Here is a 17,100-nt window from a genome sequence, read left to right as displayed (position 1 = left end):
CAAATGGACCGAAAGGGTTACCCCCCGGCCGCCGGGACCTGCGTGCACCGGATGCCGTCGCCCCGGCGTGCGGGAAGGAAGCAGCCGTTGCACGAGACGCAGGCGGCCCGGGCGCGGTCGCCCGACGCCCACCGGTTCACCAGCCCCGGCTCGCGGATGAAGGGGCGCGACAGGGAGGCGAAGTCGGCGTCCCCGGACGCGAGGGCGTCCTCGATCACGGACAGGGACCGGAAACCGCCGACCGCGCCGACGGGGATGTTGACCTGCCGCTTGATCCCGCGGGCGAGGGCGCGGTGGTACCCCTCCTTCTCGACGGAATCGATGGGGGAGCGGGCAGGGGTATTTCCGCCCGACGCCGGCGTCCCGCCGGAGACCTCGATGGCGTCGATTCCGGCGGATTCGAGCATCCTCGCGACGGACGCCGCATCCACCGCCGTCGTCCCCCCCTCCACGAAGTCGTCCCCGTTGAGCTTGATCCATACCGGGTAGTCGTTCCCCACGGCCCGCCGGACGGCGCGGACGACTTCCACCGGGAACCGGGCGCGGTTTTCGATCGTGCCGCCGTATTCGTCTCCCCGAACGTTCGACAGCGGCGAGAGGAACTGCGACAGCAGGTAGGCGTGGGCGCCGTGAAGCTGTACGCCGTCGAATCCCGCCTCTTTCGCCCGGGCGGCAGCCCTTGCGAAATCCGAGACGATCCGCCCGATCCCCGCACGGTCGAGCTCCGCCGGGAGCTCGCCGTAGAAGGGGAGAGAGACCGCCGACGGGGCGACGGGAGGATGCCCCGACAGCTGCCGGTTCCCCTGGCCGCCGGCGTGGACGAGCTGAGCGACGATCACCCCTCCCTTGTCGTGGACCCGCCCCGTCAACGCCTTCAAGCGCGGAGCTGAGCGACGATCACCCCTCCCTTGTCGTGGACCCGCCCCGTCAACGCCTTCAAGCGCGGAACCAGGGTGTCGTCGTGCATCCCCATCTTTCCGGGGGCCTGCCTCCCCTCGGGGGATACGAACGCGTACCCCGCGATGACGAGGCCGACGCCTCCCCCGACGAGCGCGTCGTAACAGGAGAACAGCTTCTCCGTCGGGGCGCCGTTCCCGTCGCACATCCCTTCCCACGTGGCGGACCGGACGATCCGGTTCCGCACGGCGATCCTTCCGATCGTCGTCTTCCCGAACGGTTTCGGCATTCGGCTCACCTCTTCGGGTTCGTGATTGCGCACTTCCATTCTTCTTTCAAGGAACGGAAGGAAGCCGTCCCTTCTCCTTCAGCATCTGCAGCTGGAGATCCCGCTTCTTCAGCGGGGGGATCTCCCGGTTGTCGGCGGGGACCATGGTCAGCGCCCCCTTCCCGCACGCGGAGACGCACGCTCCGCACCCCAGGCACACCTCCTCCCGCACCGCCGCGTACCGCTTCTCCCCGGCCCCGAAGCGCACTCCCTTCGGGGGGCCGATCGCCTTCACGTTGCACGCCGTGAAGCATTCGCCGCAATATTCGCAGCGCGACGGCTCGATGACGGCCGTGAACCCGGTCTTGCCGACGCCGTTGTGGAACCCCGCCTGCACCCCGTGCATGATCTCGCAGCAGCAGGAGCAGCAGTTGCAGATGAACGACGGCTTCTGGCGGATGTTGTCGGTGATGTGCGTGAGCCGCAGCTCCCGCGCCCGGTCGAGGAGCGCCAGCAGTTCGTCGACGCTTTTCTCCTGCGCGAACCCGCGTCGGGTCATGAACCGGGCTCCGGCCCCCAGCGAAATGCACGTCCCCTCCGTGGGCGCTCCCTTTTTGCACGTCTCCCCGACGTGCTCCTTCTTGTGGCGGCAGTAGCACATCTGGACCGCGCCGTACCCGGCCTCCCGGATGATTTCCCGCGCGCGCTCGTAGGTGGTGATCTCGGACGAAACGGGGATGTGCTCCTCGTACGCCAGCGACCGGGTGAGCGGGGTCTTGCCGCCGAACATCTCCGCGGCCTGGCTCCCCTCGTTCAGATACTCCTCCATGAGACGGGCGAGCTTCGCCATCGGCAGGTCGGTGCGCCGTTTCATGAAGGTGAATTCGAAGAATCCGATGAGGCCGGGCAGCAGAAGGTAGTAGGTGGTCCCCTGGAACGGCATGTCGATGATGAGCCCCTTGTCGGCCATGGCGTCGAGGACCGGGAGCAGCTCTTCGGGCGGCATCTTCGTCCGTTGGCTCAACTCCGGCAACGTCGTCTCCGCCAGGGGGAAACGGGAGGCGACGAACGCCTCCTTCTCCTCGAAGAGGAGCGACAGGATCTCCCGCAACTTCTCGTTGTCCACCAGCCCGACGGGAAACCGGTTGAGGCGGTCGATCAGCGGTACGAGGCTGCTTTTCGAGTGCAGAAGGTGGCCCATTCGTTTCCTCCCGATGTCCGGATAGGAATCCATTATAAACCCGCTTTATCCCGCTCGACGGACGGTAACCTTTCCTTGCCTCCTCTCCGCGCCGGGGGATTAGAATGGAACCGCGTGCCGTGAACCGTTGTCCCCGAAGAGGAAGGCAAAGGCCGCGAGCGCCCATGAATCCTTTCGCAGGGCACACCCGGGAATCTTCTCCCTCCGGCGCCTCGGCCGGTCCCGCCGTTCCCGTTCATGCCCTTCGCGTCGGAGAGGTGCACGCGGCGCTCTCCTCCCGGCCGGAAGGCCTTTCCCGATCGGAAATAGAGGAACGCCTTGGTCGCCACGGTCCCAACGCGATTCGCGAGGTGCGCGGCACCTCCCTCTCCGTGAAGTTCCTGTCCCAGTTCACCCACCGGATGGCCCTCCTGCTCTGGGCAGGCGGGCTGATCGGATTTCTCGCCGGTATGCCCGAGCTCGGCGCGGCGGTGTGGGCGGTCAACGTGGTCAACGGCTGCTTCAGCTTCTGGCAGGAGTACAAAGCGGAGAAGGCGACGGAGGCTTTGCGGCGGCTCCTTCCGGCGCATGCCCGCGTCGTCCGGGGAGGGGAGGAGCGACGGGTGGAGGCGTCGACGCTCGTTCCGGGCGATGTGCTCCTTCTGTCGGAAGGTGAGCACATCTCCGCGGATGCCCGCCTCGTCGCGGAGGCGGAATTGCGGGTGGACCAGTCCACCTTGACCGGCGAGTCCCACCCCGTTCGCAAGATGTGCGACCCCGCCCCGGCGCAGGGGTTGGCCCGGACCGAGACTCCCAACCTGGTGTTCGCCGGAACCGGTGTAGCCGCGGGAACGGGGACCGCGGTCGTATTCGCCACCGGCATGGAGACGGAGTTCGGGAAGATCGCCGGCCTCACGCAGGGGATGGAGGGGGAACGCAGCCCCCTGCAGAAGGAGATGGAGCGGGCGACCCGGGCGGTGAGCGCGTTGGCCACGGGAGTGGGCCTTCTGTTTTTCGCCCTGGCCGTCCTCCTTGCGCGGATGCCACCGGCGGAAGGATTCCTCTTCGCCCTGGGAATGATCGTGGCGTTCGTGCCGGAGGGGATGCTGCCGACGGTGAGCCTCTCCCTGGCGCTGGGCGTCCAGCGGATGGCCCGCCGAAAGGCGCTGGTCAAGCGGCTCTCGGCCGTCGAGACGCTGGGGTGCACCACGGTCATCTGCACCGACAAGACCGGAACGCTCACGCAGAACGAGATGACCGTGCGGGAGCTGTGGGTCGCGGGGCGGACGGTATCCGTGACCGGCGTGGGATACGCGCCGGGAGGGGCGTTCCTCGTCGATGGCCGCCCTCTTCCGCAGGACGACCCCCTCCGCGCCGACCTTCGTCTCCTGCTTCTGTGCGGCGGGCTGTGCAACAACGCGCGGCTGATCTCGCCGGGCGCCGCATCGGAACGGTGGTCCATCCTGGGCGATCCCACGGAGGCGGCGCTGAAGGTCGCGGTCGCCAAGTTCGGGATCGACCTCGAGGCCGAGGCGGCGGGCTCTCCGAGGATCCGCGAGATCCCCTTCGACTCCCGGCGGAAGCGGATGGCCACGGTCCATGCATCGGCCGCGAACCGGACGGTCCGCGTGAAGGGAGCCCCCCAGGAGGTGCTCCGGCGCTGCTCGCGCATCCGATGGGGGGGTAAGGACCGGGATCTCGGGGAAGCGGAAACGGTGCAGGTGAACGCGGCCAACGACGATCTCGCCCGGGCGGGACTGCGCGTGCTGGCGGTCGCCGAACGGCGCCTGCCGGTCTCCGCCGAAGGCGACGAGGCCGGGGAGATCGAACGGGACCTCACCCTCCTCGGACTTGCGGCGATGATGGATCCGCCCCGGCCGGAGGTCGTCGAGGCGGTATCCCGGTGCCACCGGGCCGGGATCCGGATCGTCATGATCACCGGCGACTACGCGCTGACCGCGGAGAGCATCGCCCGCCGGATCGGGATCCTGCGCACCCCGAAGCCCCGCCTGGTGAACGGCGCCGAGCTGGACGGGATGGGGGAGGAGGCCCTCCGGGGAGCGCTCCGGGACGAGTTGATCCTCGCCCGGATGACGCCGGAGCACAAGCTGCGGGTGGTCGGCGCCCTGCAGGAGATGGGTCACATCGTGGCGGTGACCGGCGACGGGGTGAACGACGCCCCCGCCCTGAAAAAAGCCGACATCGGGGTGGCGATGGGTCTCTCCGGGACGGACGTGGCCAAGGAGGCCGCCGACATGGTCCTGGCCGACGACAATTTCGCCTCCATCGTCAACGCGGTGGAAGAGGGGCGCGCCGTGTACGCCAACATCAAGAAGTTCCTCACCTACATCTTCACGAGCAACGCTCCCGAGGCGGTGCCGTTCATCCTCTTCGCCTTCACCGCGGGGCGCATCCCGCTGGCGCTCAACATCATGCAGATCCTGTCGATCGACCTGGGAACCGACCTCGTCCCCGCCCTGGCGCTGGGGGGGGAGCCGCCCGAGCCGGGATTGATGGATCGGCCGCCCCGCAGGCTGTCGGAGCACGCGATCACGGGGTCCCTCCTGGTGCGGGCCTATCTCTTCCTGGGAGCGATCCAGAGCGCGGCGGCGATGGCGGCGTTCTACTTCGTATACTGGACGAACGGATACTGGGGGAGGTGGATCGATCTTCCATCGGACGGACCGCTCTACCGGTCCGCCACGGCGATGACGCTGGCCGCCGTGGTCGCCACCCAGGTGGGGAACCTCTTCGCCCAGAGGACCGAGCGCGCCTCGGCATTTCACGCCGGATTCTTCCGGAACCGCCTCGTCTGGATCGGGATCGCCACGGAGGTTGGGATTCTGCTCCTGATCGTTCATGTCCCGTTCCTGCAATCCATCTTCGGAACGGCGGGGTTTCCCGCGCAGGGATGGGGATTCCTCCTCCTGTGCGTCCCCGCGCTGCTTCTGGCCGACGAGGGCCGCAAGGCGCTGCTCCGGTTCCGGGAGCGGGCGACCAGCCCGGGAGGTGCCCCATGAAGATCATCGTCATCGGCTGCGGCCGGATGGGCGCGGGGCTCGCGCAAACCCTTTCGTTGCAGGACCACGCGGTGACCGTGGTGGATGCGGATCCGACGGCATTCGACCGCCTGGGACCGTCCTTCAACGGAAGGACGGTTGCCGGGAACGCCATCGACCGTGAGACGCTTCTCGCCGCGGGAATGGAACGGGCCGACGGGTTGGCGGCGGTAACCGCAAGCGACGAGGCCAACGTGGTCGCCGCGCGGCTGGCGTTGCAGGTCTTCCACGTCCCGCGTGTGGTCGCCCGGCTCTACGACCCCCGCAAGGCGGAGATCTACCGGCGGCTGGGACTGCACACGATCACGCCGGTGACGTGGGGGATCCAACGGATGGCCGAGCTGCTCTGCTACTCCGGCCTCGACACCGTGGCGAGCCTCGGCAGCGGCGAGGTCGACGTCGTCGAAGCGGAGGTCCCGCCCCTCCTGGCAGGACGGACGGTGACCGAGCTGACGGTGGCGGGCGAGGCCCATGTCGTCTCGATCAGCCGCGCCGGGAAGACCTTCCTTCCCATGCCGGCCACGGTGTTCCACAAGGGGGACCTGGTCCACGTGGCGGTGCTGGCGTCTTCGGCCGGCCGCCTCCGGAAGCTGTTGGGGCTGCAGTAGGAAAGGGGGACGCGCCATGTCGATGAACGCGATCGTGGTGGGGGGAGGCAAGGTGGGTTCGTACCTGGCGGCGCTGCTCCTTTCCGCGGGGCACCGGGTCAAGGTCGTAGAGACCTCCCCCGGGGAGATGCCGATGTTGCGGCGGGAGTTGCCTCCGGGAGCGATCCTTGCGGGGAACGGGACCGATCCCTCGGTGCTCGAGGCCGCCGGGATCCGGCATGCGAACGTGGTCGCGGCCGTGACCGGCGCGGACGAGACCAACCTCGTGGTGACCAGCCTGGCCCGGTTCGAGTTCCACGTTCCGCGGACGATCGCCCGCGTCAAGAACCCGAGGAACGCCTGGATGTTCACCCCCGAGATGGGGGTGGACATGGCGCTCAACCAGGCCGATCTGCTGGGGCACCTGATCGCGGAGGAGATGTCGCTCGGGGACATGACGACGCTTCTGAAGCTCCGCAAGGGGCAGTTCTCCCTCGTGGAGGAAAAGGTCCACCCGGAGGCGGCGGCCTCCGGCAAGGCGGTGCGGGAACTGAACCTCCCGGATGCGTGCGTCCTGGTGGCGATCCTTCGGAAGGGGGACATGCTTCACCCCGCCGCCGACCTGATCCTTCATCCGGCCGACGAGGTGCTTGCGGTGGTGCACGCGACGCAGGCGGGGAAGCTCGCCGTCCTCCTGGGCCCCCGGAAAGGATAAGCAGTGGAACAGAGGCGGAGGTCCTGATCCTTTCCGGGTAGACGACGATCGAGCTTCCCCCCGCGGAGACATTTTCCGGGAAGAGAAAACTACTTCCTTTTCCGGGGTGTTTTCCCCTTTTCGGTCTTGACCTTCCGTTTCGCCGTCTTCCCCGGCGGAACGCACCCGCAGCCGCAGTTCGACTTCTTGGCCATCATGTCACCTCCTTTCCCGGTTTGCCGCCTCCGATCGACGGCATCCGCAGATGCACCGCCTGGCGAAGTCCGGCGGGAGCCGGTACACCTGGAAACTCCTCTCCGCCATCCGGACGATCCGCTCCTGGAGCTTCCTCTTGCCGTCGTGTAGCCTTTTCCTCAACGCCCCCTCGGTGATGCCGAGGAACCGGGCGGCATCCCTGGTGGAGAGATCGTCGATGTGGCAGAGCAGCATGGGGAACCGGAGCGTGTCGGACATCGAGGATACGATTCGCTTCACTTCTTCCCCGAACGCGTCGGCTTCGTGCCGCTCCCTCTCGGACTCCGGTCCGGCATCCGCCGGGGGGGATTGAAGTACTCCCGCCTCTTCGATCGCCCCGAAACGGCGCTGCTCCTTGCGCGCCGTCAGGGCGAGGTTTCTCGTGATCTTCCGCAGCCAGGGAGGGAATGCGCCCTCCGTTCGCAGCCCCTGCAGGGACTGGAACGCGGTTACGAACGCATCCTGGGCGACGTCCTCCGCAAGGCCCGTGTCCTTCAGTATCTGGAACGCCGTGGCGTACACGAGATTCTGGTACCTGCGGATCATCACGGCGAAGGCCGCGGTGTCGCCCTCCTTCGCTTTCCTGACAAGGTCGATTTCCTCTTCCCGCCGCATCGTTCCTCCGTCCTCCTGCCTATAGAGATAAAGGCACCCCGGAAATGTTACCAACGAAAACCGTCCGGCATGTTCGACTCGGAGGTTCCTGTCTGTCCGGACAAGACGGTGAGCGCCTCGCTTGAAAATGACGGAAATCTTATATTAGAATCTTCTAATTATATAATAGGAGGAGATATGGATCCCGACCGCGCATACGAACGGGCGGAAGTCATCAAAGCCTTCGCGCACCCCACACGACTCCAGATCCTGGCTGAACTGGGCAAAGGGACGCATTGCGTCACCGACATGGAGGACATCCTGCCCGTCTCCCAGGTCAACATCTCCCAGCACCTCACGGTTCTTCGGAATGCGAAGCTCGTCGACTTCGCCCAGGACGGCGCGTTGCGGTGCTACTACCTGAGCCGGCCGAAGCTGGTCGAGGGAGTGCTCACGTTGCTGTCCGCGGACCATCCGGTCATCCGAAAGACCAAGGAGCAGATCGACCGGGAAAAGGCCAGGGGCGGGAAGGAGAAGGTGGCGGCCCGTGGCTGAAGATACCCGGGTACCTTTTCTGGAACACGAACCGTCGGAAACGCCCGTCTTCACGGCGGCCAACCTGCTGGAGGCGGCCCGGATCCGGAAACGGCTGCCGAAGGTCTCCGTCCCGGCAGGATGCCTGCTGGATTTCGACGGGGAGCTTCTCCAGCACCTCGCCGATACGGGGTGCGCACAGGAAGATCCCGCCTGGCCCTGTTTCCACACGCGCCTCTTCCGTTGGAGGAAAGGGAGCGCCGAGTACGGCGTAATCGGAGGGACGATCGGCGCCCCGTTCGCGGTTCTCGTCGCCGAGGAGCTGTTCGCTCTCGGATGCCGCACGCTTGTCAGCATCTCTTCCGCGGGACTCGTTGCCGAACGCTTCACACCGCCTTTTTTCCTGCTGATCGACAGGGCATTGCGCGACGAAGGGACGAGCTGCCACTACCTGCCTCCCGGCCGGTACGCGGATGCGGATCCGCCGCTGGTCGCCGCGGTCCGGAGCCGGATCGCCGGGCTGCCGTTCCCGGTGCACGCCGGCCCGTCGTGGACCACGGACGCCCCTTTCCGGGAGACGGAGCGTCTCATCGCCTCCCGGCGGGACGAAGGGATCGTCTCCGTGGAAATGGAGGCGGCGGCGCTTCTCTCCCTGGGAAGGGCCATGGGCAAGCCGGTCGTGTGCCTTGCGCACGTGACGAACACGATGGCGACCCGGGATGAGGATTTCGAGAAGGGAGGAGACACCGGACTTGCGGATTCCCTGTCCGTGTGCGCCGCTGCGCTCGAGGCGGCCCTGGAGCACGGGAAAAGGAGGGTCGAGTGAGCCGCCGGATCTATCTGGACTTCAACGCGAGCACGCCGATCTGCCCGGAGGCGGTCGCGGCGATGCGGCCGTTCCTGACCGACCACTACGGGAACCCGTCCTCCCTTCATTGGGCCGGGATGCCCGCGAAGGATGCGGTGGAGAAGGCGCGTGGGCAGGTGGCGGGCATCCTCGGTTGCGACCCGGCCGGGATCGTATTTACCAGCGGCGGGAGCGAGTCGAACAACCATGCCATCAAGGGAGCCTTCTTCGCCAACCGGGACAAGGGCGAACACATCGTCACCACCGCCGTCGAGCATCCGGCGACGCTCAATCCGTGTCGCTTCCTGGAGAGGCTCGGAGCGCGGGTGACGGTCCTGCCGGTGGACCGGTACGGGATGGTGGACCCCGATGACGTGCGGAAAGCGATCACTTCGCGGACGGTCCTGATCACCGTCATGCACGCCAACAACGAGGTCGGGACCATCGAGCCGGTCGCGGAGATCGCCGCCATCGCCAGGGAGGCGGGCATTCCGTTCCATACGGACGCGGCGCAGACCGTGGGGAAGATCCCGGCCGACGTCTTCGAGCTGGGCGTGGACCTCCTCTCGGTGGCCGGGCACAAGGTGTACGCGCCGAAGGGGATCGGGGCGCTCTACATCCGGGAGGGCACGAAGATCGAGCCGTTCGTCCACGGCGCGGGGCACGAGGCGGGGCGGCGGGCGGGGACGGAGAACGTGCTCCTGGCCGTGGCGCTGGGCGCCGCGTGCGAGGTCGCGAGGAAATGGATCGGGATGCCGCAGGTCAAGGTTCTGCGCGACCGTTTTTGGAACGGGCTCGAAGGGATCTTCGGAGAGAAGGCGACGCTCAACGGGCATCCGGAGGCTCGGCTTCCGAACACGATGAACGTCAACTTCGTCGGCCGCGTCGGCGCGGAAGTTCTCTCGACGCTCCCCGGGGTCGCCGCATCGACCGGATCGGCGTGCCACGCCGGATCGGTGACCCTTTCTCCCGTCCTGGCCGCCATGGGCGCCCCGCCGGAGGAAGGGATGGGGGCGGTCCGGTTCAGCCTGGGGCGCACGACGACATGGGGGGAGCTGGAGGAGGTTCTGGAGAAGTTGAAAACCTCCGCCTCCCGATTTTTTTCTTGACGGGGACTGGGCCTCACTGCTATACATGAGCAGTCGTTTCATCAACCAGGTACGATCCGCCGGTTCAGGGAGGGACGCCGGGAATGGTCGCAGGAGCGAAGGGACGGGGCGCGGTACGTGCGGAGATGGCCCTGTACGTCGATCCGGCGAGCGTACGCGCGGCCCGGGACGCCATGCCGGGGGACAGAATGGTCCGGGCTCTGGCCGAGACTTTCGCGGCCTTGAGCGATCCCACCCGGGTCCGGATCATCTCCGCGCTGGGGGGGCAGGAACTCTGCGTCCTCGACCTGGCCCGCCTGTTGAGGCTGACCGGGTCGGCCGTATCTCACCAGTTGCGGCTCCTCAGAGGACAGCGGTTGGTCAAGTACCGGAAAGAGGGCCGGATCGCCTACTATTCGCTGGACGACGACCATATCCGGAACCTCATGGCGGAGTGCGTCCGCCACGTGTCGGTGGAGTGATTTTTTTTCGCCCATGAATGAAACGACTGAGCATATGTGCAAAACGGAGGGCGGCGGCCGGACGCCTCCGGCCGGGAGCGCATCGGGCAGGAACGATCCTCAGCGGCCGTCGGGCGGAGGAGCATTCCCTGGAGCGGCCTGTTCCGGTCCGGCGATCGGGGAGTACATCGACCGGATCGCGGGGGAGATGCACGAGCGGGTCGAGCATCAGCGCCTCGTTCTGAAGCGGGTCGTGGGAGACATGGACGCCGCGAATCGGGTGGTCGGCTGCCCTCTGATCGACTGTCCACGCCTGGCGCGGTTGACAACGGCCGTCCGGGAGACGATCGACGTTCTCGAGGAGACAAGAAGCGCCTTCAAGTCGAAGCGGCTGGAGGCGACGCGCAGGAGACTGATCGAAATCCTCGCCGGTCGCTGAAGAAGCGGACCGGCGAGGCCGGCCGAGAACCGCCGGCCGGTGCGATAGGGGCGTTTTACGGTTCGGACGTTCGGGCCGCACAGTGAAGACGCCACGTGAGGGGTAGCGCCATGCGCACCCCGGAATCACACGTTGCGGCTTCGATCCCGTTTCGAAGCACAAAGGGAGTGTGCGGCATGAACGCGGTTTCCGCCCGGAATACTCTAGCGCGCTTTGCCGGACCCGTCCTGGCGGTTTTTCTGGCCGTTTCCGCCGGTCCGGCCTGCGGCGCGGCTTCGCTTCCCGCGGTCGCCGGTCCGGAGGCGGCTCCGGAACCGGCAAATGTGTCGAAATCCCCCGACCCTCTCGCCCTGGGCCCGATTCAATTCGGCGTCGAAGGACTGCTTCGAGTCGAATGGGCGCGCAACCGGAACCTGGCGGATTTCTCCCTCTTCCCGGGGAACGATGAAGGGCGGATCCTTTTCCGCTTTCGGCCCTCGGTTTCCGCGAATCCGTCGGCGAACCTGTCCGCACGCGTGGAAGGGCAGTGGTACGCATTCCGCGACGATTCGGATTTCTCGATCTTCAGCTTGTACCAGGGATATGTGGAGGGCCGGATTCCCGCGGCGAAGTACGTGGTGTTCAAGACCGGACGACAGGAGCTCGCCTACGGCGGCAACTTCCTGCTGGGCGCCGACACGTTCTTCGACGGGCTCGCGTTCGACGCGACGAAGCTGTCGTGGAAGCCCCTGGAGAAATTATCCCTCGACCTGTTCGGCGGCCGGTATGTGAGGAAATGGGCCGGAGACATCCAGGGAAATCTCTACGGGATATACGCGACGTATGCGCTCAAGGAATCGCTTTCGATCGACCTGTACGGCCTGCGCGACACCGGGGGAGCGGGCGTCACCCACATCGGGGGCGAGCACGAACGGACCTATTCCGTCGGAACCCGGCTCGCCGGGAAGATCGGCAGGAAGGTCGCGTATGAACTGGAGCCGGTCTGCCAGTTCGGCAGGAAGAACCGGGATGGGCTGAGACATGACGACATCCGCGCCTACGGCGGCCATCTGGACGTGACCGTCGATTCTCCTCTGGGACGATACCCGGGGAAGATCTTCCTCTCGTACGCCTACGGCTCCGGCGACGGGAACCTGCAGGAGGGGAAGTTCACGGAGTTTCACAATCCCAACAACGACACTCCGCTCATCGGCGACATGAGCGTGATCGGCGACCTCTCCGGACTCTCCGTCGTCGACCCGGCCGGGAACGACGTGCGGGCGAGCGGCCTCCACGTCCTTACCGCGGGGGGCGGGATCGACGTGACGGAGAAGCTGAACGTCTCCCTGGACGGGCACTACTCCAGGGCCGTTAAGGCGCCTGCCGGGATCGGCAAGGGAATCGGCCTCGAGACGAACCTGATCTTCACCTACAAGGCGGATGACCGCATTTCGGTGATTTTTTCCGGGAACCGGTTCTTCACCGGCGATTTCTTCAAGGACGCCTCCGGGAGCGGGAAGGACATCTCGTACGCCTTCTTCCAGGCACAGGCGACGTTTTAAGGAGGTAACGCCATGTTTCCGATGGGACTGCTGGCAAACGGCGAGAGGGCGGAGGTGGTAAACGGAATTCCCGCCCTGGAACACGGCCATGGGCATTGTTGCGGGAAGTGCCGGGGCAAGGGACGGGAAGGGTCCGCCGTCCGGCTGGAAGACATGGGGATCCGGCCCGGCAAGGAGGTCGAAATGCTGAACAACGGGGGAGGCGGAGCCCTCCTCGTAAAAGTCGACGATTCCCGGATTGCCGTGGGGCGTGGGATGGCGATGAAAATCATGGTGAGGAGGCGGGGACGATGAACCTGGCGATGCTGAAACCGGGCCAAAGCGGCCGGATCGCGCGGATCGGCGCACTCGGGCCGTTGAAAAGAAGGCTGATGGACATGGGCGTGCTGGTCGGCGAGGAGGTCAAGGTGGAGAAAGTCGCTCCGCTGGGCGACCCCATCGAGATCACGGTGAAGAACTACAACCTGTCCCTGAGGAAGAGGGAGGCGGAAGGAATTCTGCTGGAGGTTCCGGAATGACGATGCGGAATTCCGTCCGTCCGTTACCCGCCCCGGAACCCGTACCGCTTCGCGTCGCGGTGGCCGGGAATCCCAATTCGGGAAAGTCCACCCTGATCAATTCGCTCGCCGGCACCCGGTTGCATGTGGGCAACTGGCCCGGCGTCACCGTGGAGAAGAGGGAGGCGTCCTTCGAACGGCGCGGCGAACGGATCGCGCTGGTCGATCTGCCGGGCACCTATAGCATGAGCCCGTATACCCAGGAAGAGGTCGTCGCCAGGGACTACCTGGTCGAGGAGCGGCCCGACGTCATCATCGACGTGGTCGACGCCACCAACCTGGAGCGCAACCTGTACCTTACCGTCCAGCTCCTCGAGCTGGAGATCCCCGTCGTCGTCGCCTTGAACATGCACGACGAGGCGGTGAGGATGGGGTACCGGATCGACGTGACGGCCATGGAGCGGGCCCTGGGCGTCCGGATCGTTCCGACCGTCGCCACGAAGGGGGCGGGGCTCGAGGCGCTTATCGACGCGGCGACCGCGGCCGCGGGAGACCCCTCCCGCCACCGGCCGCGGCGCCTGCACTACGGCGGGGACATCGAAGGCGCCGCCGAAGTCCTCATGGCGGAGGTCCTTCGCGGGCATCCGGATCTCGCGGGAAGGTATCCCGGGAGATGGTTGGCCTTCAAGCTGCTGGAGGGGGACCGCCGCGTCATCCACGAGGCGGACCTTCAAGGGATCGAGCCGCTGGCCGCCAAGGCGGCGGAGCGCCTGACCTCCGCCCATGGCGAGGACGTCGAGTCGCTCATGGCGGACGCCCGGTACGCCCGGGCCGCCGGCCTGACCCGGGAGGTCCTGGCGAAGCCCGACGTCCGGAAGATCGAGTTGACCGAGAAGATCGACCGGATCGCCTTGAACCGGTTCCTGGGGATCCCCCTCTTTCTGGCCGCCATGTGGCTGGTCTTCAAGCTCACCTTCGACGTGTCGGCTCCTTACGCCGACTGGCTCGGCGCCGTGACCGCCGGGCCTTTCACCCGGTGGACCCGGGTCCTGGTCGGCCTCGTCGGCGGTCCCGAATGGCTGGTCTCCCTCGTGACGGACGGAGTCATCGCGGGCGTGGGGTCTGTCCTCGTGTTCGTGCCCGTCATCTTCGCCATGATGTTCTTCATCACCTTCCTCGAGGGGAGCGGCTACATGGCGAGAGCCGCATTCGTGATGGATCGGGCGATGCACAGCATGGGCCTTCATGGGAAATCCTTCATCCCCATGCTTCTCGGTTTCGGGTGCAACGTTCCCGCCATCTACGCGACGCGGACGCTGGAAAACCCCCGCGACAAGGCGCTGACCGCCCTTCTCATCCCGCTCATGTCGTGCGGCGCGCGGCTGCCGGTGTACGTCCTCTTCGTCGGCGCCTTCTTTCCCTCCCGCTCGGGGACGGTGCTCTGGTCCCTCTACGTCTTGGGGATCGTCCTGGCCGTCCTGATGGGCATCCTCTTCAAGAGGACCCTGTTCCGGGGGGAATCCCCCATGTTCATCATGGAACTGCCCCCGTACCGGATGCCTTCGGGCAATAGCCTTGCGATCCACACGTGGGAGAAGGGGAAGCACTTCCTGTACAAGGCGGGGACCTACATCCTCGCCGTCTCCGTCCTCGTCTGGTTTCTCCTGAACCTGCCCTGGGGCGTGGAGCACAAGAAGGACTCTTACCTGGGAGCGGTCGGGCAGGCCATCGCGCCCGTTTTCAAGCCCCTGGGGTTCGGAACCTGGGAGGCCGCGTCGTCGCTGCTCGCCGGCGTCATCGCCAAGGAGATCGTCGTCGGGACGATGGGGGAAATATACGTCCCCGGGAAGAAGGAAGCGGCGGCGGGGCCGCCCCCTTCGCTGTCCGAAGACCTCCGGGAGATCGGAACCTCCTTCGCGGAGGCGGGCGGTATAGTCTTCACGAACGTTTTTTCGACCTTCGGGATCGCCAGCCTTTCCGCCAAGGGGGAGAGCCGGCCGGAGCGGGGAAGCCTCCGCGCGGTCATGGCGAAAACGTACACGCCCTTGAGCGCCTATGCCTTCATGGCGTTCGTCCTCCTGTACATGCCGTGCATCGTGGCCGCCGCGGCGTTCCAGCACGAGTTCGGAACCTGGAAGTGGTTCGGGGTCGCCTTCGCCTACCAGAGCGTTCTGGCATGGACGGTTGCGCTCGCCATCTACCAGGGAGGAAGACTTTTCGGGTTGGGAGGATGAAATGGGGCGCAGCGGGCGTGTCGACGAATGTATTTCGATGACCCATGGGAATCGCGAGATGACAACGGGAGGGTGGAGATGAAAACCGGTGCGTTTCTCGTTGCGGGATGGATCCTCTTTTCGGCGTCGGTCTGCCGGGGAGAGGAGATCACCTATTCACGCCACATCCGGCCGATACTTGAGGAACGGTGCGATCCTTGCCACGGCGGGCGGGAGGACGGCATGCCCGGGAACATGTACCGGAACCTCGGGGTGACGGAGGAGGAACGGCAGAAAAACCTGAAGCTGTTCAAGGCGTGGGTCGGGAACTGGGTGCTGAAACGTTGGCCCGAGGTCACCAAGGAGGAATTGCACGGGATCAAGGTGATGTACTGATCGGATCCCGAGGACGAAGGGTATCACCCGCCCGGGGCGATTTGCGCCGGCCCCTGCCGGGCGCGGCGCCTCTTCGCCGCCGTGAGGTTCAACGCCTCCACGAACACCGAGAAGGCGATGGAGAAGTACAGGTACCCCCTGGGGATGTGGAAGCCGATCCCGTCCGCCACCAACGCGGTCCCGACCAGGATCAGGAAGGAAAGCGCCAGGATCTTGACGGATACGTGGGCCTGGACGAACCGGCTGACCGGCTCGGCCGCCAGCAGCATGATGGCGACCGCGACGACGATCGCCGCCGCCATGACCGGCACGTGCCGGACCATGCCGACGGCGGTGATCACGCTGTCCAGGGAGAACACGATGTCGAGAAGGACGATCTGGGCGATGACCCCCGCGAACCCGGACGTTTTCGCGTGCCGGATCTCCTCCTCCACCCCCTCCACCGCGGCGTGGATCTCCGCGGTCCCCTTGGCGAGCAGGAACAGCCCGCCTCCGGCCAGGATCAGGTCCCGGAAGGAGAAGGGGTGGCCGAGGAACGTGAAGAGGGGAGCCGTCAGACCGACCATCCAGGCGATGGTGAAAAGCAGCAGCAGGCGGGTGATCACGGCCAGCGCGAGGCCGATCCGCCGGGCGGCCGGTTGCCGTTCCGCCGGCAGCCGGCCGGACACGATGGAGATGAACAGCAGGTTGTCGATCCCCAGGACGATCTCCAGCGCCGTGAGCGTCAGGAAACTGGCCCAGGTCTTCGGGTCGAGCAGGATTTCCATCACGTCCGTCCTCCCAGCGGGGAATCAGGTTTCCGGGACGACCTCCCGGGTTTCGGCCCGGCTCTCGAGCCAGTCGTAGATCGTCGGCAGGACGATCAGGGTCAGCAAGGTCGAAGTGACGAGCCCCCCCATCACGACGACGGCGAGCGGTTTCTGGATGTCCGCCCCCGCACCGGTAGCGTACAGCATCGGCAGGTGTCCGATGAAGCTGGTCAGTGCGGTCATCAGGAGCGGACGGAACCGGAGGTCGCACCCGGTCCGCACCGTCTCGTCCACCCCCTTGCCTTCCTCCCGGAGCTGGCGGAAGAAGGCGACGAGCACCACCCCGTTCTGCACGGCGATCCCCAGCAGCACGATGAACGCCACCGCCGCCGAAACCGACAGGTGCATCCCCCACATCCAGACGGCGACCACGCCCCCGACCAGGGCGAAGGGGAGGTTGAGGACCACGAGAAGGGAGTCCCGGACCGATCCCAGCGCCATATACAGAAGCAGCAGGACGAGGAGGAGCGCGATCGGGACCACGACCGCCAGCCGCCGCATCGCCCGCTGCTGGTTCTCGAACTGCCCTCCGTATTCGAGGAAATAGCCGGAAGGGAGCTCTTTCTCCAGCGCTGCCAGTTTCCCCCGGGCTTCCGCCACGAATCCGCCCAGGTCCCGCCCCCGGATGTTCACCTCGGCCGCGACCCGGCGCATCCCCTTCTCCCGGCCTATCTGTGCCGGCCCCTCGGCCACGGAAACGTTCGCGAGGCGGCCAAGAGGGATCTTTTCCCCTCCTCCTCC

The 17,100-nt window shown here is 66.3% G+C and carries 17 protein-coding genes and 1 pseudogene; 13 read left to right on the top strand and 5 right to left on the bottom strand.

The annotated features are described in order from the left end of the window. Nucleotides 1-17: 17 nt before the first annotated feature. Together HZB86_07280 and HZB86_07275 are read right to left on the bottom strand one after the other, a co-directional pair. A pseudogene (locus HZB86_07280) lies at nt 18-1,186 on the bottom strand (NADH:flavin oxidoreductase). Nucleotides 1,187-1,232: 46 nt separating this feature from the next. Continuing rightward, nucleotides 1,233-2,366 (bottom strand): 4Fe-4S binding protein, encoded by a 1,134-nt coding sequence (locus HZB86_07275; protein MBI5905340.1) that lies wholly within the window; start codon nt 2,364-2,366, stop codon nt 1,233-1,235. Between the two features lie 164 nt (nt 2,367-2,530). On the opposite strand from HZB86_07275, the gene HZB86_07270 reads away from it, so the two are divergent. From HZB86_07270 to HZB86_07260, 3 genes are read left to right on the top strand one after another with little or no spacing between them, the layout of a single operon-like run. Further along, nucleotides 2,531-5,365 (top strand): cation-transporting P-type ATPase, encoded by a 2,835-nt coding sequence (locus HZB86_07270; protein ID MBI5905339.1) that lies wholly within the window; start codon nt 2,531-2,533, stop codon nt 5,363-5,365. Next, nucleotides 5,362-6,012, top strand: coding sequence for a TrkA family potassium uptake protein (locus HZB86_07265; GenBank protein ID MBI5905338.1), 651 nt, complete (start codon nt 5,362-5,364; stop codon nt 6,010-6,012). The genes HZB86_07270 and HZB86_07265 overlap by 4 nt, the downstream gene beginning before the upstream one ends. A 22-nt stretch (nt 6,013-6,034) precedes the next feature. After that, entirely contained in the window at nt 6,035-6,706 is a 672-nt protein-coding gene (locus tag HZB86_07260) for a TrkA family potassium uptake protein (GenBank protein MBI5905337.1), read from the top strand. A 198-nt stretch (nt 6,707-6,904) separates the two neighbouring features. On the opposite strand, the gene HZB86_07255 is transcribed toward HZB86_07260, so the two are convergent. Continuing rightward, entirely contained in the window at nt 6,905-7,555 is a 651-nt protein-coding gene (locus HZB86_07255; GenBank protein MBI5905336.1) for an RNA polymerase sigma factor, read from the bottom strand. Between the two features lie 177 nt (nt 7,556-7,732). Between HZB86_07255 and HZB86_07250 the strand changes: the two genes are divergently transcribed. The 10 genes from HZB86_07250 to HZB86_07205 all read left to right on the top strand — a co-directional run bounded on the left by HZB86_07250 (nt 7,733) and on the right by HZB86_07205 (nt 15,550). Further along, entirely contained in the window at nt 7,733-8,089 is a 357-nt protein-coding gene (locus HZB86_07250) for a winged helix-turn-helix transcriptional regulator (protein ID MBI5905335.1), read from the top strand. Beyond that, nucleotides 8,082-8,894, top strand: a complete 813-nt coding sequence (locus HZB86_07245) for a nucleoside phosphorylase (protein ID MBI5905334.1) — start codon at nt 8,082-8,084, stop codon at nt 8,892-8,894. The genes HZB86_07250 and HZB86_07245 overlap by 8 nt, the downstream gene beginning before the upstream one ends. Continuing rightward, entirely contained in the window at nt 8,891-10,024 is a 1,134-nt protein-coding gene (locus tag HZB86_07240; GenBank protein MBI5905333.1) for a cysteine desulfurase, read from the top strand. The genes HZB86_07245 and HZB86_07240 overlap by 4 nt, the downstream gene beginning before the upstream one ends. Nucleotides 10,025-10,197: 173 nt before the next feature. Then, the gene (locus tag HZB86_07235; protein ID MBI5905332.1) at nt 10,198-10,485 is read left to right on the top strand and encodes a helix-turn-helix transcriptional regulator; all 288 of its coding nucleotides are present in this window, start codon (nt 10,198-10,200) and stop codon (nt 10,483-10,485) included. Between the two features lie 34 nt (nt 10,486-10,519). Beyond that, nucleotides 10,520-10,903 (top strand): hypothetical protein, encoded by a 384-nt coding sequence (locus HZB86_07230; protein ID MBI5905331.1) that lies wholly within the window; start codon nt 10,520-10,522, stop codon nt 10,901-10,903. Between the two features lie 323 nt (nt 10,904-11,226). Beyond that, entirely contained in the window at nt 11,227-12,444 is a 1,218-nt protein-coding gene (locus HZB86_07225) for an alginate export family protein (protein MBI5905330.1), read from the top strand. A gap of 12 nt (nt 12,445-12,456) precedes the next feature. Next, nucleotides 12,457-12,738 carry a ferrous iron transport protein A gene (locus HZB86_07220; GenBank protein MBI5905329.1) on the top strand — a complete coding sequence of 94 codons (282 nt, stop codon included), beginning with the start codon at nt 12,457-12,459 and terminating at the stop codon, nt 12,736-12,738. Beyond that, entirely contained in the window at nt 12,735-12,962 is a 228-nt protein-coding gene (locus HZB86_07215) for a ferrous iron transport protein A (GenBank protein ID MBI5905328.1), read from the top strand. The genes HZB86_07220 and HZB86_07215 overlap by 4 nt, the downstream gene beginning before the upstream one ends. After that, on the top strand, nt 12,959-15,175 hold the full coding sequence (gene feoB, locus HZB86_07210; GenBank protein MBI5905327.1) for a ferrous iron transport protein B: 2,217 nt from the start codon (nt 12,959-12,961) through the stop codon (nt 15,173-15,175). The genes HZB86_07215 and feoB overlap by 4 nt, the downstream gene beginning before the upstream one ends. Nucleotides 15,176-15,253: 78 nt before the next feature. Beyond that, on the top strand, nt 15,254-15,550 hold the full coding sequence (locus HZB86_07205; GenBank protein ID MBI5905326.1) for a hypothetical protein: 297 nt from the start codon (nt 15,254-15,256) through the stop codon (nt 15,548-15,550). Between the two features lie 23 nt (nt 15,551-15,573). Here HZB86_07205 and HZB86_07200 read toward each other — a convergent pair whose 3' ends face one another. After that, the gene (locus HZB86_07200) at nt 15,574-16,317 is read right to left on the bottom strand and encodes a TerC family protein (GenBank protein MBI5905325.1); all 744 of its coding nucleotides are present in this window, start codon (nt 16,315-16,317) and stop codon (nt 15,574-15,576) included. Nucleotides 16,318-16,341: 24 nt separating this feature from the next. Further along, nucleotides 16,342-17,100: efflux RND transporter permease subunit (locus tag HZB86_07195; GenBank protein MBI5905324.1), on the bottom strand; the 759-nt coding region annotated here is incomplete at its 5' end.

It is taken from the genome of Deltaproteobacteria bacterium (assembly GCA_016234845.1).
Classification (GTDB): Bacteria; Desulfobacterota; Deferrimicrobia; order Deferrimicrobiales; family Deferrimicrobiaceae; genus JACRNP01.
This window is presented reverse-complemented; position numbering and strand designations above follow the sequence as displayed.

Coding starts and splice junctions, on each gene's coding strand:
- HZB86_07275 (MBI5905340.1), bottom strand. CDS start 2,366: ATGGGCCACCTTCTGCACTCGAAAAGCAGCCTCGTACCGCTGATCGAC.
- HZB86_07270 (MBI5905339.1), top strand. CDS start 2,531: ATGAATCCTTTCGCAGGGCACACCCGGGAATCTTCTCCCTCCGGCGCC.
- HZB86_07265 (MBI5905338.1), top strand. CDS start 5,362: ATGAAGATCATCGTCATCGGCTGCGGCCGGATGGGCGCGGGGCTCGCG.
- HZB86_07260 (MBI5905337.1), top strand. CDS start 6,035: ATGAACGCGATCGTGGTGGGGGGAGGCAAGGTGGGTTCGTACCTGGCG.
- HZB86_07255 (MBI5905336.1), bottom strand. CDS start 7,555: ATGCGGCGGGAAGAGGAAATCGACCTTGTCAGGAAAGCGAAGGAGGGC.
- HZB86_07250 (MBI5905335.1), top strand. CDS start 7,733: ATGGATCCCGACCGCGCATACGAACGGGCGGAAGTCATCAAAGCCTTC.
- HZB86_07235 (MBI5905332.1), top strand. CDS start 10,198: ATGCCGGGGGACAGAATGGTCCGGGCTCTGGCCGAGACTTTCGCGGCC.
- HZB86_07230 (MBI5905331.1), top strand. CDS start 10,520: ATGTGCAAAACGGAGGGCGGCGGCCGGACGCCTCCGGCCGGGAGCGCA.
- HZB86_07220 (MBI5905329.1), top strand. CDS start 12,457: ATGTTTCCGATGGGACTGCTGGCAAACGGCGAGAGGGCGGAGGTGGTA.
- HZB86_07215 (MBI5905328.1), top strand. CDS start 12,735: ATGAACCTGGCGATGCTGAAACCGGGCCAAAGCGGCCGGATCGCGCGG.
- feoB (MBI5905327.1), top strand. CDS start 12,959: ATGACGATGCGGAATTCCGTCCGTCCGTTACCCGCCCCGGAACCCGTA.
- HZB86_07205 (MBI5905326.1), top strand. CDS start 15,254: ATGAAAACCGGTGCGTTTCTCGTTGCGGGATGGATCCTCTTTTCGGCG.
- HZB86_07200 (MBI5905325.1), bottom strand. CDS start 16,317: ATGGAAATCCTGCTCGACCCGAAGACCTGGGCCAGTTTCCTGACGCTC.